At 72.4% G+C, this 20710-nt stretch carries 16 protein-coding genes; 9 read left to right on the plus strand and 7 right to left on the minus strand.

Annotated features, from left to right (window positions below):
- Positions 1-36 precede the first annotated feature (36 nt).
- The 3 genes from xseA to OV090_RS16965 all read left to right on the plus strand — a co-directional run bounded on the left by xseA (position 37) and on the right by OV090_RS16965 (position 4447).
- Positions 37-1386, plus strand: a complete 1350-nt coding sequence (xseA, locus tag OV090_RS16955) for an exodeoxyribonuclease VII large subunit (RefSeq protein ID WP_267704732.1) — start codon at positions 37-39, stop codon at positions 1384-1386.
- Between the two features lie 202 nt (positions 1387-1588).
- Positions 1589-3205, plus strand: a complete 1617-nt coding sequence (locus OV090_RS16960) for a SulP family inorganic anion transporter (protein WP_267704733.1) — start codon at positions 1589-1591, stop codon at positions 3203-3205.
- Between the two features lie 144 nt (positions 3206-3349).
- Complete coding sequence (locus OV090_RS16965) at positions 3350-4447, plus strand: penicillin-insensitive murein endopeptidase (RefSeq protein WP_267704734.1); 1098 nt, start codon at positions 3350-3352, stop codon at positions 4445-4447.
- 67 nt (positions 4448-4514) lie between these two features.
- Here the strand turns inward: OV090_RS16965 and OV090_RS16970 are convergent, their stop codons facing one another.
- Positions 4515-5765 (minus strand): ATP-binding protein, encoded by a 1251-nt coding sequence (locus tag OV090_RS16970; protein WP_267704735.1) that lies wholly within the window; start codon positions 5763-5765, stop codon positions 4515-4517.
- A 133-nt stretch (positions 5766-5898) separates the two neighbouring features.
- Here OV090_RS16970 and OV090_RS16975 point away from each other — a divergent pair, with 133 nt between their 5' ends.
- The 4 genes from OV090_RS16975 (at position 5899) to OV090_RS16990 (ending at position 9467) form a co-directional block, all read left to right on the plus strand.
- Positions 5899-6678, plus strand: coding sequence for an SDR family oxidoreductase (locus OV090_RS16975; protein ID WP_267704736.1), 780 nt, complete (start codon positions 5899-5901; stop codon positions 6676-6678).
- Between the two features lie 101 nt (positions 6679-6779).
- Positions 6780-7562, plus strand: a complete 783-nt coding sequence (locus tag OV090_RS16980; RefSeq protein WP_267704737.1) for a crotonase/enoyl-CoA hydratase family protein — start codon at positions 6780-6782, stop codon at positions 7560-7562.
- 279 nt (positions 7563-7841) lie between these two features.
- Entirely contained in the window at positions 7842-8369 is a 528-nt protein-coding gene (locus OV090_RS16985; RefSeq protein ID WP_267704738.1) for a Csp1 family four helix bundle copper storage protein, read from the plus strand.
- A 33-nt stretch (positions 8370-8402) separates the two neighbouring features.
- Positions 8403-9467: a PHB depolymerase family esterase gene (locus tag OV090_RS16990; RefSeq protein WP_267704739.1), complete on the plus strand. Its 1065-nt coding sequence runs from the start codon at positions 8403-8405 to the stop codon at positions 9465-9467.
- 191 nt (positions 9468-9658) lie between these two features.
- Here the strand turns inward: OV090_RS16990 and OV090_RS16995 are convergent, their stop codons facing one another.
- On the minus strand, positions 9659-10153 hold the full coding sequence (locus OV090_RS16995) for an endonuclease V (protein ID WP_267704740.1): 495 nt from the start codon (positions 10151-10153) through the stop codon (positions 9659-9661).
- Positions 10154-10418: 265 nt separating this feature from the next.
- On the opposite strand from OV090_RS16995, the gene OV090_RS17000 reads away from it, so the two are divergent.
- Complete coding sequence (locus OV090_RS17000) at positions 10419-12311, plus strand: hypothetical protein (RefSeq protein WP_267704741.1); 1893 nt, start codon at positions 10419-10421, stop codon at positions 12309-12311.
- 157 nt (positions 12312-12468) lie between these two features.
- Here the strand turns inward: OV090_RS17000 and OV090_RS17005 are convergent, their stop codons facing one another.
- Together OV090_RS17005 and OV090_RS17010 are read right to left on the minus strand one after the other, a co-directional pair.
- Positions 12469-13401 (minus strand): hypothetical protein, encoded by a 933-nt coding sequence (locus OV090_RS17005; RefSeq protein WP_267704742.1) that lies wholly within the window; start codon positions 13399-13401, stop codon positions 12469-12471.
- Between the two features lie 49 nt (positions 13402-13450).
- Positions 13451-13723, minus strand: a complete 273-nt coding sequence (locus OV090_RS17010) for a hypothetical protein (protein WP_267704743.1) — start codon at positions 13721-13723, stop codon at positions 13451-13453.
- A 93-nt stretch (positions 13724-13816) separates the two neighbouring features.
- On the opposite strand from OV090_RS17010, the gene OV090_RS17015 reads away from it, so the two are divergent.
- Positions 13817-17494 carry a serine/threonine-protein kinase gene (locus OV090_RS17015; RefSeq protein ID WP_267704744.1) on the plus strand — a complete coding sequence of 1226 codons (3678 nt, stop codon included), beginning with the start codon at positions 13817-13819 and terminating at the stop codon, positions 17492-17494.
- A 37-nt stretch (positions 17495-17531) separates the two neighbouring features.
- Here OV090_RS17015 and OV090_RS17020 read toward each other — a convergent pair whose 3' ends face one another.
- From OV090_RS17020 to OV090_RS17030, 3 genes are all read right to left on the minus strand, one after another.
- Entirely contained in the window at positions 17532-18167 is a 636-nt protein-coding gene (locus tag OV090_RS17020; protein WP_267704745.1) for an RNA polymerase sigma factor, read from the minus strand.
- 331 nt (positions 18168-18498) lie between these two features.
- A complete protein-coding gene (locus tag OV090_RS17025) occupies positions 18499-18816 on the minus strand; it encodes a hypothetical protein (RefSeq protein ID WP_267704746.1) in 318 nt (105 codons plus the stop codon).
- A 458-nt stretch (positions 18817-19274) separates the two neighbouring features.
- Positions 19275-20684, minus strand: coding sequence for a KamA family radical SAM protein (locus tag OV090_RS17030; RefSeq protein ID WP_267704747.1), 1410 nt, complete (start codon positions 20682-20684; stop codon positions 19275-19277).
- Positions 20685-20710 lie beyond the last annotated feature (26 nt).

Consider the following 20710-nt stretch of genomic DNA (forward strand, 5'->3'; position numbering starts at 1 on the left):
CCCGCGCGGGCGGGGCTCTGCTAGCCTCGTCCGCGCATGGCCCCCGTCGCCCCGCACGTCTTCGCCGTCAGCGAGCTGGTCAACCGCGCCCACCGCAGCATCGAGCAGCAGTTCCCGCCGCTGTGGGTCGAGGGCGAGATCACCAACCTGCGGCTCGTCAACAGCGGCCACGCCTACTTCACCCTGCGCGACAGCCACGCTGTCCTGCCGGTGGCGATGTGGCGCAGCGCCCTCTCGCGCCTGCGCCACCGCCTGGCCGACGGCCAGCTGTTCCGCGTCTACGGCCGCCTCGGCATCTACGCCGCGCAGGGCAAGTTCCAGCTGTACGCCGAGCGGGCCGAGCCGGCCGGCCTCGGCGCGCGCATGCAGCAGCTCGAGCAGCTCAAGGCCAAGCTGGCGGCCGAGGGACTGTTCGCGCGCGAGCGCAAGCGGCCGGTGCCCGCCTGGCCGCGGATCGTCGGCGTCGTCACCTCGGCCAGCGGCGCGGCGATCCACGACATCCTCAAGGTCGCGCGGCGCCGCTGCCCGGTGCGGATCCTCCTGTCCCCCGCGCAGGTGCAGGGCGAGGACGCCGCCTTCAGCCTGGTGCGCGCGCTGCAGCGGCTGCAGCGGCGGCCGGGCGTCGACGTGATCATCGTCGGCCGCGGCGGCGGGGCCCAGGAGGACCTGTGGGCCTTCAACGACGAGGGCCTCGCGCGGGCCGTCGCCGCCTGCCCGGTGCCCGTCGTGTCCGCAGTCGGTCACGAGGTCGACATCACGATCTGCGACTTCGTCGCCGACCTGCGCGCCGCCACGCCGTCCCACGCCGCCGAGCTGGTGGTCCCCGACCGCGAGGGCTACCTCTCGCGCCTCCATCACGTCGAGCGGCGCCTCGTCCTCGCCACCAAGCGCCGCGTCCTCGACGAGCGCGGCCGCCTCGAGCTGCTCACGCGGCGCCTCGCCGCCGCCGGCCATCGCCTCGTCCTCGCGCCACGCCGCCGCCTCGACGCCCTGCTCGCGCGCCTCGGCAACCAGCACCCGCGCGCCCGCCTCGCCCGCGACCGCCGTCTGCTCACCGCCTTGCACGCGCGCCTGCTCGCCCAGCACCCGCGCCACCGGCTCGACCGCGCTCGCCGCCGCCTCCTCGCCGCCGAGCTCGCCCTGCGTGAGCGCGCCCGGGTGCTCGCACAACCCGCGCGCCTGCGCCTCGCTCGCGCGGCCGCGGCGCTCAACGCCCTGAGCCCGCTCGCAGTGCTGCAGCGCGGGTTCGCGGTCGTCAGCACGGACGCGGGCGTCGTCACCGACGTCGCCCAGGTCGCCGCCGGCGACGCCATCCGCGTGGAGCTCGCGCGCGGGGCCTTCGCGGCGCAGGTCACCGCTGTCGAGCCGGTGAAAGTACCTTCATGATGAAGTTCGGTTCATCGCCGTTCGCCTGCTGCGGCCTGCGGACCTGAATTCGGCCGGCGCCGCGCGGCGCGGGCGGATGAATCCTGCCCTCGCTCTCTTGAACCGCGCTTCTGCTCTCGACTAGGCTGAGCCTCGGGTCTCCACACGAACGGCGCAAGGCGCCGTCTGTCTCGTGGGACATGTCTCCAAGGACAGCATCGCAATGAGCAACCGCAACGTCCCCGCCGACGGGCTCGCCGGCCTGCGTCAGAACTTGCAGTCGGACCTGGTGGCCGGCTTCCTCGTCTTTTTGATCGCGCTCCCGTTGTCGCTGGGGATCTCGATGGCCAGCGGGTTCCCGCCGGTCGCCGGCATCTTCACCGCGATCATCGGCGGCCTGATCGTCAGCCTGTTCATGGGCGCGCGGGTCACGATCAAGGGGCCGGCGGCGGGCCTCATCGTCATCGCGCTCGGCTGCATCGAGGAGCTGAGCCGGGGCGTCCCGCCGACGCTCGGCTATCAGTACGCCCTGGCGGTGATCGTCGCCGCCGGCGTGGTCCAGATCATCTTCGGCCTGATCCGCGCCGGCGTCATGGCCGACTTCTTCCCCTCGGCGGCGGTCCACGGGATGCTGGCGGCGATCGGCATCATCATCGCCTCCAAGCAGATGCACGTCATGGTCGGCGTCGACCCGGCGGCCAAGACCCCGCTCGGCCAGATCGCCGAGCTGCCGCAGCGGGTCCTCGACAACAACCCCGAGATCGCGCTCATCGGCCTCTTGAGCCTCGCCATCCTCGTCATCATGCCGCGGCTGCGGCACCCGCTGGTGCGCAAGATCCCCGCGCCGCTGGTCGTGCTGCTGCTCAGCATCCCCCTCGGCATCTACTTCGACCTCGACCACGAGCACAACTACCGCTTCGCCGGCCACGAGTATCACCTCGCGCCGAGCATGCTGGTCAACCGGCTCGACAACCTGCTCGGGATGGTCACGTTCCCCGACTTCTCGAACCTGGCCAACTGGACCTCGATCAAGTGGATCATCGCCTTCGCGCTGGTCGGCAGCATCGAGTCGGTGGCCAGTGCCAAGGCGGTCGACACCCTCGATCCTCACAAGCGCAAGTCGGACTTCAACCGCGACCTGCTGGCCGTCGGCGTCGGCAACACCGCCGCCGGCATGATCGGCGGTCTGCCGATGATCTCGGAGATCGTGCGCTCCTCGGCCAACATCAACAACGGCGCCAAGACCCGCTGGGCCAACTTCTTCCACGGCGCCTTCCTGCTCGGCTTCGTCGTCCTCGCGCCCGGCCTCATCCACATGATCCCCAAGGCCGCGCTGGCGGCGATGCTGGTGTTCACCGGCTTCCGCCTGGCCCACCCGCGCGAGTTCATCCACACCGCGCAGGTCGGCAAGGACCAGCTGCTGGTGTTCCTCGTCACCATCGCCGTCACCGTCGGCGAGGACCTGCTGCTCGGCATCTTCGCCGGCATCTTCACCAAGCTGCTGCTGCACGTCGTCCGCGGCGCCCCGCTCAGCGCGCTGTTCAAGCCCGACCTCGAGATCCGCGACGAGGGCGCGAACACGACTCGCATCACCGCTCGCAAGGCCGCGATCTTCAGCAACTACATCGGCCTCAAGCGCGCCATCGATCGCGTGCCCGCGCCGCGCAACGTCGTCGTCGACCTACAGGCCACGCGGCTCGTCGACCACACCGTGATGGAGCGTCTGCACGAGCTCGCGCGCGACATGGAACACGAGGGACGCGAACTGACAGTCGTGGGTCTCGAAGGCCACAAGCCCGTGTCGGGCAATACGCTGGCTGCGCGAACACGGGCTGCATGAACTCGATTTCGGCGAACGGCGCGCCCGCCGTTCGCCGAAAACTTGATTTGCGTCTCGTCGAGGGGTTGCGCCCCCCGATGCTTCCTCCATAGACTGCCAACTCCCCGCAGCAGCCTCTGCGGGGATCTGCAGGGAGACCCATCGATGCGTGACGCAGCGGATAAGCTCTCTCCACGACCCCCGGCGCAGCGCTTGACGCTGTACGCCGCGCTCGCCGCCGGGCTCGGTCTCGTCACTTGCGTCGCCGTCCCGGCGAAAGACAATGCGCCGATGGCGGTGCAATCGGTGCTCGCCGCGGGGGCCGATCTCCCCGCAACGGCAATCCCACCGGCGCGCGCCCCGACCGACGATATCCCACCCGCGATTCCGGGCTCGGCGGATTCCGCGAATGCGCAATCGGGGCTCGAGACCCCCGCGCTCGCCGGCGATCCGTCCGAGATCGAGGACACAGCGGTCGCGCTCGCTGACGAGCCGCTGCGCGAGGTGTTCTGGACCGCGCACGAGAAGCTCTCGCTCGACGCGCTCGCCATCGCCTGGGGCATCAAGGCCGCACAGCTCAGCGAGCTCAACCCGGAGCTGGACCGCGAGGCCCCGGTCGGCGAGGGCACCAAGCTGCTGGTCTACCGCCACGACCCCGAGCACCCGCCGCAGTCGATCGGCTCGCCCAACCGCGGCAAGCTGCGCAACGGCATGCCCCTGCCCGAAGGGCCAGGTTGGCGCCTGCGCACCCACCGGCCGCGCACCTACGGCACCGTCAACACCATCCGCGCGCTGGTCCACGCCTTCGAGGACTTCGGCGAGCGCTACCCCGACGGCCCGAAGATCCGCGTCGGCGAGCTGGCGCGCCGCACCGGCGGCCGCGTGCCCCCGCACCGCTCGCACCGCTCCGGCCGTGACATCGACATCGGCTACATCTTCCACGGCATCGACGACGGCGAGCACCGCTGGAAGTACATGAACGTCCGCAACTTCGACGCCGAGAAGAACTGGGCCCTGGTCCAGGAGCTGCTCGACACCGACCAGGTGCAGACGATCTACATCGCCAAGAAGCTGCAGAAGCTGCTGCACAAGGAGGCCCAGAAGCACCTCCCGCCCGAGCAGCTGGCCGCTCTGTTCGAGTACCCGAAGACGCCCGAGAGCCCGCACGCGAAGATCCAGCACTGGCGCGGCCACTCGAACCACATGCACGTCCGCTTCCTCTGCGAAGAGGGCAACCGCCGCTGCAGCGCCCGCAGCAAGTGAGCGGCGAAAAATCGAGACGCGCCGAGGAGCAGGCCCCCGGCGCGGCGCATGTCCCTCGGGACATGTCCTAACGCGCAGGGCGCTTGCTTCGCTTCGAGCGGGCGGCGGGCCTGGCCGGCTTGTCGCCGAGGCCGGCCTGGCGGCGCAAGAACCCGCCGAACAGCGGGACCGCGAACGAGTAGGTCCCGCGGCGATTCTTGTAGACGAGGCCGGTCTCGCACAGCGCCGCCAGCATCTGCGTCAGGCCGCTGCTGCTGAACGGCTTGCCGGGCCCGGCGCGCGAGGCTTCGACGAGCTCGGCGGTGGTGAACTCCTCGACCTCCTCGCGCTCGAGCCGCGCCGCCAGCAGCAGCAGCTCGCGCTGGCGGTCGGTGGCGCGCGACCAGCGGGCGACGAAGAAGTCGTGGTCGAGCTTGCGGATGATGTCGCGGGCCGGGACGACGAGGCGCCCGCCCGGCTCCTGCACGATCATGTCGAACGCCTCGTGGCAGATGAATTGGATGAAGTACGGGTAGCCGCGCGACGCCTCGACGATCGCCGCAACCGCGGCCGCGTCGAAGCGCACCGGCGAGCGCGTCACCTCGGGAGGGCGCACGATCGCCTCGCGGCTGCTCGCCTCGTCGAGCCGCTCGAGCTGCAGCACCCGGAACATCCGCTCGGCGTAGGTCCGCGAATCGACCAGCCGGGAGAACAACATCGGCAGGCCGGACAGGACCAGCATGAACCGCACCTCGCGGCGCTGGATCGATTGGAACACGTCGAGCAGCAGCGCCAGCGGGTACTCCTTCGCGGCGGCGTGGTCGCTCAGGTTCTGCGCCTCGTCGTACGCGAACACGATCCCGCGCGGCTCGACGACCTCGGCCGCGAGCACCAGCACCTGCTTGAGCTTGTCGCTCGGCAGGCCGGGCGCTCCCTCGTAGACCCGCGTGAGCAGCTCGTAGTCCAGAGTTTGCTCGCGGCGCGAGCTGATCGATCCAAACCCGATTTTCGAGAGCGTCTGTCGGCTCGACACCACGAAGCGAGCGGTCGCCAGCGCCAGATCGGTGATGAGGCGGGCCGCGATCCGCTCCTCCGACAGGCTGGTCGCCTCGGACAGATCGGTCCCGACCCATAGCCACCCGGCCTCCACTGCGATCTCCCGGAACCGCTCCAGCAGCACGGTCTTGCCGACGCCGCGCATCCCGGTGACGACGGCGTTGCTGAGGATGACCTCCTGCCCGAGGAGCTTGCGAAACTCGGCCTGCTCGGGCTCTCGCCCCGCGACGTGCAGCGGCATGTGCCCGGCGCCCGGCCGGTACGGGTTGGCGATCCAGTTCACGTCCCTCAAGGTAAGCCGCTAAATTTAGCTCGCCAACTAAATTTATCTTCGCGCCGAAAACGTCTGCGCGGCTCGACCTCACGCCCCGGCGGCTTGCCCGCGCGGCCCGGCGTTTGCGACGCTGGGCCGCGTCATGTCCGCAAAGCCCATCATCGATCTCAGCGACAAGGTAGCGATCGTCACCGGCTCGAGCCGCGGGATCGGGCGGGCGATCGCCGAGCACCTGGCCCGCGCCGGCGCGCGGGTGGTCATCTCGAGCCGCAAGCCGACCCCGTGCGACGAGGTCGCCGAGGCGATCCGCGGCGCCGGCGGGCAGGCGATCGCGGTCCCGTGCAACATCTCCGAGAAGGCCCAGGTCGACGCGCTCGTCGATCGCACGCTGGCCGAGTGGGGCAAGGTCGACGTCCTGGTCTGCAACGCCGCCACCAACCCCTACTTCGGCTCGCTCGACGGCCTGGCCGACGAGGTCTTCCACAAGATCATGCACAACAACGTGCTGTCCAACCTGTGGCTGGCCAAGCGCGTGGCCCCCGGGATGATCGAGCGGCGCGACGGCGCGATCCTGATGATCTCGAGCATCGGCGGCCTGCGCGGCGATCCGCTGATCGGCGCCTACAACATGAGCAAGGCCGCCGACATGCAGCTCGTGCGCAGCCTCGCCGTCGAGTGGGGCCCGCACAACGTCCGCGTCAACGCCATCGCCCCCGGCCTGGTCAAGACCGACTTCGCCCGCGCCCTGTGGCAGAACCCCGACCTCAAGCAGCTCGTCGAGCGCCGCACCCCGCTCGGGCGGATCGGCGACCCCGAGGACATCGCCCCGCTCGCCGCCCTGCTGTGCTCCCCCGCCGGCTCGTTCATCACCGGCCAGGTCCTCGTCGCCGACGGCGGCGTCACCATCGCCGCGGCCTGGTAAAACGTCTGTCTGTTCGGACATGTCCTGAAGCGCAGCCATGGGATCGCGGCTCGCGCTCCGCCATAGTCCCGGCCCGCTGCGTTCTGGTCTATCCTCGCGGCATGTCCGTCCGTACCGAGCGCAACGGCCCCGTCACCACCGTCATCCTCGCCCGCCCCGAGCGGCGCAACGCGGTCGACGGGCCGACCGCGGCGGCGCTCGAGCAGGCCTTCCGCGAGTTCGACGCCGACCCGACCGCGCGCGTCGCCGTCCTGTGGGGCGAGGGCGGGCACTTCTGCGGCGGCGCCGACCTCAAGGCGTTGGCGAGCGGCGAGGCGAGCAACCAGCTCCACCTCGACGCTTCGGCCGACGCGCTCGGGCGGCCGGCGCCGATGGGGCCCACGCGGCTGCTCCTGCGCAAGCCGGTGATCGCCGCCGTCAGCGGCTACGCGGTCGCCGGCGGCCTCGAGCTCGCGCTGTGGTGCGACCTGCGGGTAGCAGACGCCGACGCAGTGTTCGGCGTGTTCTGCCGCCGCTTCGGCGTCCCGCTGATCGACGGCGGCACGGTGCGTCTGCCGCGACTCGTCGGCATGGGCCGCGCGCTCGACCTGATCCTCACCGGCAGGCCGGTCGAGGCCGCCGAGGCGCTGGCGATCGGCCTCGTCGACCGCGTCGTCCCGTCCGGCCAGGCCCGCGCCGCCGCCGAGGCGCTGGCCGCCGAGATCGCCGCCTTCCCGCAGGAGTGCATGCAGGTCGACCGCCGCTCCGCCTATGGCCAATGGGACATGTCCCTCGAGGAAGCCCTGCTCGCCGAGGGCCGCGGCGGCGCCGACGTGATCGCCCGCGAGTCGATCGCCGGCGCCCGCCGCTTCGCCGCCGGCCAGGGCCGCCACGGCGCCTCCTGAGCCTCCCTGCGAGCGGCGAGCAACCGCGAATCGATCGCCGACGATGGCTGCCCCGGCACCGCCCCATCGCTTCGGCCAATCCGCTCAGATGTCTCTTCGGACAGGCCACCCCGCACGCCCGCGGCTGCAATCATCGCGGTCATGGGCCCGCGCCCACGCCGCGCCCATCCCGGCGACCGCCGCGGCCTTCTCCGTCTAACAGAGTTTCGCGGCCGCCCAGGCCCGCGCCTTGCCCCTGCGTTGCCGCCCACGCGCGATCGCCCCTATAGTCGCGCTCGCATGCAACGCCGCGAATTCGTCCTCGGGTCCCCTGCCGTCCTCGCCACCACCGCCTGCAGCAGCGCGCCCGACGAGCTGCCGCCGCCGCCGGCCAAGACCCCGGGCAAGACCACCAGCCCGCCGCCGGCCCCGGCCGCGCCGACCACCGTCGCCGTCGACCCGCACGCCGGCCACGCCGGTCACGCGGGCCATCACGCGGGCGACGACGCCACCCTCGCGGTCGCGGCCGACTGTTTAAAAACAGGTGAGGTCTGCGTGCAGCACTGCTTCGTCTTGCTGGGCCAGGGCGACACCAGCATGGCCGCTTGCGCCCGTTCGGCCCACGAGATGCTCGCAGTCACCCGGGCCTTGCTGACCCTCGCGGCCGGACCCTCCGATCAGCTCGCCGCCCAGGCCCGCGTCGCCCTGGCCGTCGGCGAGCGCTGCGAGGCCGAGTGTCGCAAGCACGAGGCCAAGCACCCGGCCTGTAAGGCTTGCGCCGAGTCGTGCAAGGCCGCCATCACCCGCTACCGGACCCTCCTCGGTTGAGCTCGCGGCCGCGGCCGCGGTAGCATGGCGAGCGTGGAGCTCCGCGCCCTCGTCACGCTCGCGCTGTCCGTCGTCCTCACCGCTTGCAGCGACGACGGCGGCGGTGGGTCCACGGGCAACCTGACCTCGGGGACAGATCCAAGCACCACCACCGGCGGCACCACCACCGGAACGACCACCGGCAGCGAGCCGACCACCGGCGCCCCCACCTCCGAGCCCGGCACCACCACCACCGGCGAGCCCGGCACCACCACCGGCGACGACACCACCTCGACCACCGGCGCCCCGCTCTGCGACGGCGGCGGGCTCGGGCCCGGCGATCACACCATCACGCTCGAGCACGGCGGCCTGATGCGCTCGGCCATCATCCACGTCCCCACCGACTACGACCCGCAGGCGCCGACCCCGGTGGTGCTCAACTTCCACGGCTTCACGCAGAACGCCGCCGGCCAGCAGCAGCTCTCCGGCATGAACCCCGTCGCCGAGGAGCACGACTTCATCGTCGTCTACCCCGAGGGGGTCGAGAATTCGTGGAATGCCGGCCTCTGCTGCGGTCAAGCGGTCATCCAGGACATCGACGACATCGGCTTCGTCCGCGCCCTGGTCGCGCGCCTGCACGAGGAGCTGTGCATCGACGCAAAGCGAGTCTACGCGGCCGGCATGTCGAACGGCGGCTACATCTCGCATCGACTCGCCTGCGAGGCCACCGACCTGATCGCCGCCATCGCCCCGGTCTCGGCCACCATCGTCATCGACCCGTGCACCCCGAGCCGCCCGATCGCCGTGCAGATGTTCAACGGCACCAACGACCTCCTCGTGCCCTACGACGGCGGCATCTATCAGAGCGCCCCGCAGTCGTTCGCCGATTGGGTCGATCATGACAATTGCAGCGGCGAGCCCGACGTCATCCATGACGGCAGCGTGACCTGCGAGACGTACGACGAGTGCGACGCCGGAGTGTCCGTCAGCCTGTGTACCATCGAGGGCATGGGCCACTGCTGGCCAGGCAACCCCGCGTGCCCCTTCGGCACCCCGAACGAAGAGCTCGACGCCAGCGAGCAGGCGTGGAATTTCTTCCAGCACCACTCGCTCCCGTGAGCGGGCCTGCGACCTCGCGGTCGACGGATTCGCCGTCGCGCTCGCCTCATCCAGCGGATCGGCATTCGCCCGCTGGTCACGACATTCTTGCAGCCGTTCGTCAGGGGCGAGGCTCTTCTCGCACTACCATGCGATTGCACGGATGGCTCTGCCTCCTTCGCCGCTTCCGCGGCCGCGCGAGCATCATTCGCTCACGCCCGACGGCACAGCTGATCGACCAGCCGCAGCAGCGTCGGCACCCGGTGCGGCCCGTGCATCACCTGCACGTGCGCGGCTGCCTCGTCGGCGCTCATGCCGATCGCGGTGACGAACAGCGGCCGACGACTGTCGCCGCGCAGCACCTCGCGCGCGGGCGCCCCGCGGAACGGGTTCTTGGCCACCCCTACCACGGGGGTCGCCTCGCCGAGCGCCCGGTACAGATGGACGCCCAGGCCAGGTCGGTCGGGCCCCAGCCACACGTGGCCGTCGATCACGATCGTCGACGGCGGCGCGGGGCAGCGGGCCAGCGCCGCCAGCAGGCACGGCAGCTCGCGCATATAAAACGCCCCGGGCTCGTACCCGGCGGCGGCCGGGCTCGTCACGGTATAGCTCTCGAGGACATGTTCCTCGGACCATGTCTCGAAGAGCACACAGGCGGTGACCGCCGCGTCCGGCCGGTAGTCGACGTCGAGGGCCGCGATCGCCACCCCTCGTCGATACCAGCTCATGGCTGCGGGCGCGAGGGCCGAAGCGCCGAGAGGCCACAAGCGAGCGCGATCTCGCGCAGCGCCTCGGCCTCGCCGACGACGAGCGGGTCCTCCTCCGCCCTGGCCGCGGATGCACAGGCACTGCAACCAGCCGACCTCGCGTCGGTTCTCGAAGCACTATCGACCGTCAGCGAATGACATGTCCCTTTGGACATACTCGCCGAGCGGCTTGTTGCGGCCGGGCAAACGAGATAATCCCTCTGGCGTGACGACGAAGCCGCGCAGCAAATCGAGCCGGGCGACTGACAGTGAAGCGAAGGCCACGAAGCCCGCCGCCGCGAAGCGCAAGTCGAGCGCCGGCAAGCAGGCGAGCCCCGGCGCGGCCACTGCGACGAGGACGACCGGCGCTGCGAAGAAGCGCAAGCCGACCGCCGACGAGTCGACGGCCGCAGCCGAACCGACCGCTCGCAAGCCAGTCGCCATCCTCCCCCCGCGAGCGCTGCGGTCGCCGGGCCAGGCCGCACCGGTGGCAGTGCCCTCGCGCTTCGCCGACTTCGCCGCGCGAGCGCCCGTGTCGGCCTGGGCCGACGCCAGGCGAGCCGTCACGATCACAGGCGACAGCGCACCGCAGCCCGTCGCGCTCAAGCTCCCCAGGGGCGCCGAGATCACCGGCGTCACTCTCGGCGACGACGGCACCCGGCTCGGCGTGCGCGTCACCACGCCCGAACAGGGCTCGCGGATCCACGTATTCGCGCCGGACGGCACCGGCACCGTCCACGAGAATTGCGTCGCAGTCAGCTTCGGCCCCGACGGCGACCTCCACCTCGCGCGCCCCAAGGAGCTCGTGCACCTGTCGCGCGTGGGTGACCCACTCGGCGAGCCGCGCCCGACCGGCGGCTACCTGGCGGCCCAGCTGCGCAGCGACGGCGCGGCGTGTTTTCCCAGCTACGGCCAGCTCCGCGTGCTCCTCCCCGACGGCCGCGCCCTGGCGCTCGCGGCCGGATCGGGCCCGGTCGCCGCGGTGCGGATGCACCCCACCCTGCCGCTCGTCGCCGGTCAATGGGTCGAGGAGGGCGTGCTCCGCGTGTTCGCGTGGGACGACTGCCGCGTCTTGCTCGAGATCGCGGCCCCGTGGTGCCGCGGCGTCATGAGCCTCGCCTTCGCGCCCGACGGTCAGGCGATCGCGGCGATCGGGCCCGGCGTGAACGTCTATTCTCTGACCACCGGCGCCCAGGTGCTCGCATTGCCGGGCGGCCGCGAGATGACCGGCGGCTTCGTCGACGCGACGACGCTGCAGATCGGCGCCGGCCTGCGCTCGACGCACTCGCTCGGCGCGCCGGCGGAGCTCGGCGCCTCGGTGTTCTCTCTGGCGCTCGCGGGCGGCGATCGGCTCGTGCTCGAGCGCGGCGGCGCGGTCGAGCTGGGGTCGATCGCGTCTGGAGAGCGGACGACCACGCTGCCGGTGACCGGCGCCCAGCGGGTCGCGTTCGCCCGCGACGGTGCAATCGTCATGGCGACCACCGGCGAGGCCACCCTCGCGTTCGACACAGCGACCGGCGCGGAGCTGTTCCGCCGCCCGCACGTCGGCGAGGCCGCAGCAGACCTCGCGGTCGCGCCCGACGGCGCCAGCTTCGTGGTCGCCGACGCGACGCTGACCCGCGTCGACCTCGACGGCTGGCGCCTCACCACCCTCGCCAGCGCGGACACCGGCTTTGCTGCGGTCGCCTGGAGCGGGACGACGATCACCGCCCGGCGCGGCGACATCGTCGTGGTAATCGACGCCGACTCGGGCGCGCTCATTGCCGAGATGACCCCGGGCCGCGACGCTGGCCCCGTCGTCGCCACCGCCGTGGTCGGCGAGTCCTTGCTCGCCGCCACCGACACCGCCCTGTTCGCCGCCCCGCTCGCGGATGGATCGCAGCGCGGCAAGCTCGTCCGCAGCGACCTCGCGGGCCCCGTCGTTCCGAGCCGCGACGGCCGCCGCCTGTTCGTCCTGGTCACCCGCGGCGAAGCCACCGAGGCGCAGCTCCTCGATCCATCGCTGTCCGCGATCGCCCGCTTCCCCGCCGACGACGTCACCGCCGCCGCCTTCGACCCCGCCGGCGCCCGCCTCGTCTTCAGCCGCGACGGCCAGCTCGAGCTCGTCGACCTGCCCTGAACGAGAACATGTCCCAAAGGATATCTCGTTCGTCGGGCAACGACATGGCCCAAATGACATGTCACCCGAAGATGCGTCTCGTCAGCCGCGGTAACATGCCTTGAAAGACATGTCATTGCCCTGACCAATTCCACATGTCCCCGAGGACATGTCGGATTCAAGGTCGCGGCCGCGCCGGGTCGACCACGTGGACGCGCCGGCTGACCAGGTGTTCCCCCTTTTTGAATCCGCGGATCCGGTAGACCGAGCGGACCTTCGGGTTCTGCGCCCACGCCTGAAAGTCGGCGCCCTGCTGCAGGATGTACTCGAAGCCGGCAGGGCGGCCCGGCAGCGTGCGCAGCACCTGCCCGCCTGCGAGCGGCAGCCCCTGCACGTTTTGACGGAACTCCGGCGTGTACAAGAAGTACTGCTCGATGTTCGACAGGTACAGCAGCCCCACGCGCAGGCCCGCGGCCCGCAGCGCCTCCCCGATCGCGCGGACCGTGCCCGCGCGGGTGAAGTCGCCGCGCAGCGCGATCACCCGGTTCGCGCGCACCAGCCCGGCCACGCGGGCGTACAGCCTCGGGTCCGACAGCAGCCACGCGCGGCCCTTGCTCGCCATGTGACGCTCGAGCTCGGCGAAGCGGCGGGCCACCGCCGGGCGCGCGGCCACGAACGTCTCGACCAGCGCCTCGCCGCCGGCGGCCTCCACCAGGGCCAGCGCCTCGGCCTCGCCGGCCGGGGTCCACAGCCGCGAGAACTCGGCCGGGCCCGGCGCCGCGGCGAAGAAGGCGGCGTAGATGCGGTGCAGCGCCACGATCGCCGGGTCGAGGTCGATCAGCACCAGCGCGCGCGCGTCGGCCCACGCCGCGAGGATGTAGCCGGGGTCGGCGGCGACTGCCACGACGACCTCGCCTGTGTCCTGCACTGCGTCGGCGACGAGGTCGAGGTCGCGCTCGTTCGAGGCGAAGTAGTGCAGCCCGTTCGTCAACGGCCCGGTGTCGGCGTCGACGGCGAGGCTGCGGGCTGCCGCGGTGAATTCGTCGATGTCGGCGCGCGCCGCCGCGGGCAGCAGCGCGAGGGCGAACACGGCCGGGAGGAGGCGGCGCACCCCGGCTCTACGCCCCACCGCGTGCGGTGATTCCACCGCAGCGCTGCGCTCAGCCGTGGAAGCCGGTGCCGTCCCAGCGGTGCGCCGGGTCGGGGTAGAACAGCGCGCCGCCGGTGTCGCGGTACTCCTGGCAGATCAGCACCAGCCACCCGCCGGGCACGCGGGTTCGATACGTCTCGATGTTGTTGCTCGCGGTGAGGCGCTCCCACACCACCTGGGGGCGCTTCATCCCGCGCTCGGTCCAGTAGGCCTCGCTGTTGGGGTCGCCTTCGGTCTCGTAGCCGCCCTCGTCTTCACCGCGCATCATGTTGCTGATCGCCATGGCGGGGGCGATGGTGACATAGCCCGGGAACCCCGACCAGGGGGCCGAGGCCATTGTCGCGTCCGCTCGGCTTTGGCATCTTCGAGGGGCCCCGTGCACAAGGACGCTCCGGCGGACGCCCCCGACGGCGACTCTTTCGCCGCGCAGTTCGCCGCGGCCGAGCCTCCGCGGCCGCGCGAGGCGCCCGCCGAGCACACGCGCGCCCGCCTGGCGGCCCAGCTCTTCGGCGCCGCGCTGCAGGTCCCACCGCTCGGGCCCTACACCGTGCTCCGAGAGATCGGGCACGGCGCGATGGGCGTGGTCCACGAGGGCCGCGGCCCCGGCGGGCAGCAGGTCGCGCTCAAGACGCTGCGCCGGCCCGACCCCGCGGCGATCGCCCGGCTCAAGAAAGAGTTCCGCAACGTCGTCGACGTCGGCCACGCCAACCTCGTCGCGGTCTACGAGCTCGCCCTCGATCAGGCGCGCGGCGAGTGGTACATCGCCATGGAATATGTCCCCGGGGACAGCTGGCTCGCGCACCTGCGGCCGGCCGGCGAGCGCGCCCCCGAGGCCGTCCTGCGCGCCGCGCTCGGCCAGCTCGCCTCCGGCGTCTACGCCCTGCACCGCGCCGGCCTGCTGCACCGCGACCTCAAGCCGTCGAACGTGCTCGTCACCGGCGAGGGTCGGCTCAAGATCGTCGACTTCGGCCTCGCGCGGCTGGCCGACGGCGGCCACGAGGGCCTGGCCGGGACCGCCGGCTACCTCGCCCCCGAGCTGCTGGCCGGCGCCCCGCCGTCGCCCGCCAGCGACTGGTTCGCCGTCGGTGTGATGCTCTACGAGGCGCTCGCCGGCCGGCGCCCGCGGGTCCCGCCCGGGCCGACCCCGATCGACGGCGTCGCGGCCGACCTGCAGGCGCTCTGCCGCGATCTTCTGGCCGAGAACCCGAGCTCGCGCCCCAGCGGCCGCGACCTCCTGCTGCGCCTCGGCCTCGACGCCCCGCCCGCGCCCTCGCCGGTGTTCGTCGGCCGCGCCGACGAGCTGGCCGCCTGCGCCCATGCCCTCGCGGACGCGCCGGCGCTGCTGCTGCTCGTCGGCCCCTCGGGCGCCGGCAAGTCGGCGCTGCTCGCCCGCCTCGTCGCCGACCTCCGCGACCACCGCGGCGCCCTGGTCCTCCACGGCCGCTGCTACGCCGGCGAGTCGGTCCCCTACAAGGCGCTCGACGGGGTGGTCGAGGCGCTCGCCCAGCACCTCGAGACATGTTCTCCGAGACATGTCTTCACGGCCATGCCCGAAGAGGCAGCCGATCTGCGGCGCGTGTTCCCGGCGCTGCACCGGGCCGTCGGCGCTGTCGGCCTCGGCGAGCCGGCCGACGCCGCCCCGCGCGAGACCCGGCGGCGGGCGGTCGCGGCGCTGCGGCGGTTGCTCGCCGAGCTGGCCGGCGCGCGGCCGATCGTGCTGGCGATCGACGACCTGCAGTGGGGCGACGCCGACTCCGCGCGCTTGCTCGGCGAGCTGCTGGCCCCGCCCGATCCGCCGCCGATCGTCGTCGCCGCCAGCGTGCGCAGCGACGCCCGGCCCGGCTCGCCGTTCTTCGCCGAGCTCGACGCCGCCCCGCTGGCCTGCCCGATCCACGAGGTCGAGCTCGCCCCGCTCGGGCCTGTCGAGGCCGAGCGCATGGCCGCCACCATCCTGGCCGAAGGGCCAGGTCGCGGCGACGACCCGGGCCTGCGCCAGCGCCTGGCCGCCGCGATCGCCCGCGAGTCGCAGGGCAGCCCGCTGTTCATCGAGGCCATGGCGCAGCGCCTGGGCGACGGCGCCGAGGGGGTCGCTACCTCGCTCGACGGCGCGCTGCAGGCCGAGGTCGCCGCGCTCGAGCCCGGCGAGCGGCTCGCGCTCGAGCGCCTGGCAGTCGCCGGCCGGCCCCTGCGCCGCGACCTCGCCCTGCCCCGCGAGCTCGGGGCCGCGGCCGCGCGGGTGCTCGACGGCGCCGCCCTGGCGGTCCTCGGCGCGCGCCGGCTGGTCCGCCCGTGCGGCGAGGGCGACAGCGTCGAGACCTACCACGACCGCGTCCGCGAGGTCGTGCTGCACCGCCTCGGCGCCGCCGGCCGCCGCGACCATCACCGCGCCCTCGCCCTCGCCCTCGCGGCCGCGCCCGACCCCGACCCCGACGAGCTGGTGCTGCACTGCCACGGCGCCGACGACCTGCCGCAGGCCAGCCGCTGGGCCCTGCGCGCCGCGGAGCGGGCCGCCGCCGCCCTCGCGTTCGCCCGGGCCGCCAGCCTGTACGAGAGGGCCATGTCCTGGGGGACATATCCTCCAGAACATGTCCTGAAGTACACCATCGCCCGCGCCGACGCGCTGATGTACGCCGGCCGCTGCGCCGAGGCGGCCCCCGTCTACCTCACCGCCGCCGCGCTGGCCCCCGATCGCCTGCAGGAGCTCGAGCTGCGCGGCCGCGCCGTCGAGCACTACCTCGTGTCCGGCCGCGTCGACGCCGGCCTGCACGTGCTCGGCCCGCTGGCGCACGAGCTCGGCCTGCCGTTCCCGGCCACCTCGGCCGGCACCGCGCTGCGCCTGGTCGGCGAGCTCGCCCGCCTGGCGATCGCCCGCCGCCGGGCCCCGCGCGAGCCGGTGGCCGCCGAGGACGTCGCCGCCGAGCTGCGGCTGCGCATCGATTTGTGCTGGTCGGCCGGCAAGGGCCTCGGCTTCATCGACCCGATCCGCGCCGCCGCGATCTCGGCCCAGGGCCTGCGCCTCGCCCTCGCCAGCGGCGAGCCGCGACGGATCGCCCGCGCCGCCGCCTACCTCACCATCGTCGACATCAACGCCCCCGACCCGCGCCGGGCCAGCGCCGCCGCCCGCGAGCTGGCCCTCGCCCGCGGCCTCGCCACGCGCCTGTCCGACCCTCACCTCACCGGCCTCACCACGATCCTCACCGGCGTCGCCGCCCTCAACAACGGCCAGTGGCGCCGCGCCCTCACCGGCGTCGAGTCCGGCGCCGACCTCCTGCGCGCCCGCTGCGTCGACGTCCACTGGGAGCGGGCGATCGCCCACGCCATGGCGATGCACGCCCACCTCATGCTCGGCGACTTCGCCCGCCTGCGCGCCCGCGCCGAGTCGTGGCAGCACGAGGCCGAGGACATCGGCGACCGCTTCGCCCTCGTGGTCGCGATCCTCTACACCGCCCACGCCGCAGTGGCCGCCGGCGAGCCCGCCCGCGCCCGCGCGGCTGTCCGCAAGGCCCTGTCCTTGTGGCCATACGAGGGCTTCTCGTTCCAGCACTGGCTCGCCCTCGGGGTCGAGGTCGACTGCGATCTCTACGACGGCCGCGGCCGCGAGGCCTGGGCGCGGGTCGAGCGGGCCTGGCCCGCCCTCGTCCGCTCGCAGCTGATGCGCATGCAGATCCCCCGGATCGACGCCCACCGCCTGCGCGCCAGCGCGGCCCTGGCCGCCGCCAGCGCCGGTCAGCGCGGCCTGATCCAGGCCGCTGCCGCCGACGCCGCCGCCCTGGCCAGCGAGCGCATCGAGCTGGCCCACGCCGCCGAGGACCTCATCCGCGCCCAGATCGCCGCGCTCCGCCGCCGGCCCGCCGCCGACCTGCTGCAGCGCGCCGCCGACCGCTTCACCGGCGGCAACATGCCGGCTCTCGCCGCCGCCGTCCGCCACGGCCACGACCGCCAGCTCGGCCGCGCCCCCGCGGCCGCCGAGTTGGCCCTCGTCCGCTGCGGCGTGCGCGACCCGAGCCGCTGGGCCGCGACCGTCGCCCCTGCCCTCTACGTCCTGTCCCAGTGAACATGTCTACATGGACATGCTCGCGAGCACCTGTCCTTTACGACCTGTCCTCTTGCACTTCCCACGCCGAGCTCGGCAGCGCGGCGACCCACCGGTCGAGGTCGAGATCGACCGCCGGCAGCTCGGCGAGCGCGTCGCCGGCCGCGAGGTCGGCCATGTGCCGGCGCAGCTGCGCCTTGGCGCCCTGGAGCTTGCCCTTGACCGAGCCCAGCGTCACCCCGAGCGCCGCCGACAGCTCGCTGTGGCTCATGTGCTCCCAGTAGTGGAGCTCGAGCAAGATCTGCAGGTCGAGGGGCAGACGGCGCAGCGCCGCGGCCAGGAGCCGGGCCGCCACCGCCTCGTCGACCAGCCGGCTCGGGCTCGGTCCGAGGTCCTCGAGCGAGGTGTGGACCGCGTCGAAGCGCTCGTGCAGGTGCTTGCGGTAGTGCGCGTACAGCACGTTGCGCGCGGTGCCGAAGAGGTACGCGCGAACGCTGGTCGTCGACTCGCCGGCGATCCGGTCGCGCCCCTCGACGCAGGCGAGCATCGTCTGCTGGATCAGGTCTTCGACGTCGCGCGACACCTTGCCGGCGAAGAAGCGGTACAGGCCGTCGAAGTGGTGCTCGAACAACGCGTTGCCGGCCGCGAGGTCCCCTTCTCGCCACCGCCGCAGCAGCTCGCGTTCGTCGTCCACTGCACGCATCGTAGCCGCGTCGTCGACCCGCGTGCCACATCCGAGGAACCTGCAGGCGCAGGCCCGCAAAAGCCCCCTGTGCAAACCATCGACATGGCCGTAAGGCCATGGCAGAACGGTCACGCGGGAACCCCGCTAGAGCTCGCTGGACTGCAGATGTCCGCGCCGTTACAGCGCGTGAACGCGATTATTTTCAGAAAGACAGATCAATCAGGGTCTGGCCATCACTACTAAGGCAACGACTGGACGGCCCCCCATGTCCCCGACCAAGCCCACGCGCACCCTTGCAGACGCCACACCTCCGCGCGAGGTGTCTGCACCGGAGCTGTCGTCACGGACCTCCCCCCCCTCCGAGGTCGACCCGATGCGCCAGCTCTTCCGTCGTCACGCGAATCACTTTTCTGGCGTACGCGCCCGCCAGATCCAGCACCGCCTGCGTGACCGCCTCTTCCGCGAAGTTCCGGGCGATCCCGAGACGACCTGAGCGACGCCCGTCGGCCGCGTCTGCGAAAATCCCCCACCGCCCCGCGCGCCTGCAGAGGACCGCGTTCGCGACGTGCGACGTCCTGTCGCAGCGCGCCGCGCTCGCCTCGCGCGCCGCGACCCGTCCCGCGCCATCGCGCAGCGCGAGGCGCCTGGCGCTGCCCATCCCCGCCGCACAGCGCTCGCAGCGTCCCACGCCCCTGCGCATCACCGACGCACAGCTCGCAGGACGTCGCGTCGGCCAGGCCGCGACGCGCTTCCCTGACGCACGCACCGCGTCCTCGTCGCGGCCGCGCCGCTGCGCATCACCGACGCGTCCTCGTCGCGGCCACGCCGCCGCGCATCACTGACGCCCAGCTCGCGTGGCTTCCGCGCTGTCGCGCTTCCCCGACGCACGCATCACGTCCCCGTCGGCTCCGCCCTTTCGCGTTCCCCCGACGCACGTACGGCCTCCTCGTCGAGGCCGCGCCGCGCTTCCTCTACGCCGCGCCTTCGCGCTTCCCCGACGCACGCACCGCCCGCGTCGAGGCCGCGCCGCCGCGCTTCCTCGACACGGCGCGTCCTCGCCGACCTCGCTCGCCGGCAGGCCGCGTACGTACCCGCGGCATGCCTCACGGCGCCGGCTCAGCGCCGGCGGTCACGCGCCGCCGCGATCGCGTCGCGCACCATCACGTCGTGCTCGGCGGGGTCGGCCCAGCGCTTCTGACCGGCCTCGGGCAACAGGTGGATCGGGTCGAAGTACAGGTAGTGCGCCTCCGCGTTGACGTTGGGGCTGCGGTACACGCTGATGCCCGTCTCGCGGTTGTAGTGCTCGAACGAGTGGCAGTCGCGCTTGCCGCCGCCGCCGGGCGCGTCGACCACGAAGGTCGGCGTGTTGAAGCCGGCCGTCAGGCCGCGGACCTGCTTCTCGAGCTCGATCGCGGTGTCGACGGTGGTGCGCAGGTCCTCGACGCCCTTCACCAGATCGTGCACGTACACGTAGTACGCGTGGACGTTCAGGTAGCTCATGCGCTTGATGAGCAGGCGCATCGCCTCGGGCGTGTCGTTGACGCCGCGCTGCAGCACCGACTGGTTGCGCACGAACACGCCGGCCGCGAACAGCCGGTTCATCGCCCGCTGGGTGATCTCGGTCAGCTCGGACGGGTGGTTGAAGTGCGTGTGCAGCACCACCTCTTTGTGCAGCTTGCGCCCGCGCTCGACCACGCCGACCAGCGCCGAGAACCACGCGTCGTCGGTGAGGATCTTCTGCGGCATCACAGCCGGACCCTTGGTGGCGAAGCGCATGCGCCGGATGTTGGGCATGTCCAGCAAGCGGTTGCCGATCGCCTCGATGTGCTCGGCCCGCAGGTTGTACGCGTCGCCGCCGCTGATGACGATGTCCTCGAGCTCCGGCCGCGACGCCACGTACGCGAAGGCCCGCTCCCAGCGGTCCTGCGTCGGCCGCAGGTGCACCTTCTCGACCTGGTCGGTGTCGATGCCGACCGCGTAGCTGCGCGTACAGAACCGGCAGTACACCGGGCAGGTGTCGAGCGCCAGGAACAGCGCCTTGTCGGGGTAGCGGTGGGTCAGCCCCGCCACCGGCGCGTCGGCCTGCTCGTGCAGCGAGTCGAGGTCGAGCTTGGGGTGGTCGGGCAGGAGGCGCGAGCCCATCGGAATGAACTGCCGCCGCAGCGGGTCAGCCACCGGATTCGACCAGTCGACGAGGCTCAGCAGATACGGCGACACCCGCAGGCTCATCGGCGAGCGGTGGAACCCGTCGCGCACGTCGGCGATGAACTCCGGCGAGGCCAGCTCCTGCACCGCCTCGAGCAGCTTGTCGGGCCGCGTGATGGTGTGCTTGGCCTGCCACTTGTGGTCGAGGAAAGTGGCCTCGTCGATGTCGCGATACGCGGGGATCTTGCGCCAAAAATCGCCGCCGAGTAGCGTCCGGTGGACGAGCGTGGCCGGGTCCACCGGCGGTTTGAGTGCCGGCACCGGCTCGCCGCCGGTGGCCGCCGTGGTCGTCACCACGGGCAATTTGATCGGGCTCGTCACGCTGCTCTCCATAGCGGTCAAGGTGT

Source organism: Nannocystis sp. RBIL2 (genome assembly GCF_026626745.1).
Classification (GTDB): Bacteria; Myxococcota_A; Polyangia; order Nannocystales; family Nannocystaceae; genus Nannocystis.

Coding starts and splice junctions, on each gene's coding strand:
- xseA (WP_267704732.1), top strand. CDS start 37: ATGGCCCCCGTCGCCCCGCACGTCTTCGCCGTCAGCGAGCTGGTCAAC.
- OV090_RS16960 (WP_267704733.1), top strand. CDS start 1,589: ATGAGCAACCGCAACGTCCCCGCCGACGGGCTCGCCGGCCTGCGTCAG.
- OV090_RS16965 (WP_267704734.1), top strand. CDS start 3,350: ATGCGTGACGCAGCGGATAAGCTCTCTCCACGACCCCCGGCGCAGCGC.
- OV090_RS16975 (WP_267704736.1), top strand. CDS start 5,899: ATGTCCGCAAAGCCCATCATCGATCTCAGCGACAAGGTAGCGATCGTC.
- OV090_RS16980 (WP_267704737.1), top strand. CDS start 6,780: ATGTCCGTCCGTACCGAGCGCAACGGCCCCGTCACCACCGTCATCCTC.
- OV090_RS16985 (WP_267704738.1), top strand. CDS start 7,842: ATGCAACGCCGCGAATTCGTCCTCGGGTCCCCTGCCGTCCTCGCCACC.
- OV090_RS17010 (WP_267704743.1), bottom strand. CDS start 13,723: ATGGCGATCAGCAACATGATGCGCGGTGAAGACGAGGGCGGCTACGAG.
- OV090_RS17025 (WP_267704746.1), bottom strand. CDS start 18,816: ATGGGCAGCGCCAGGCGCCTCGCGCTGCGCGATGGCGCGGGACGGGTC.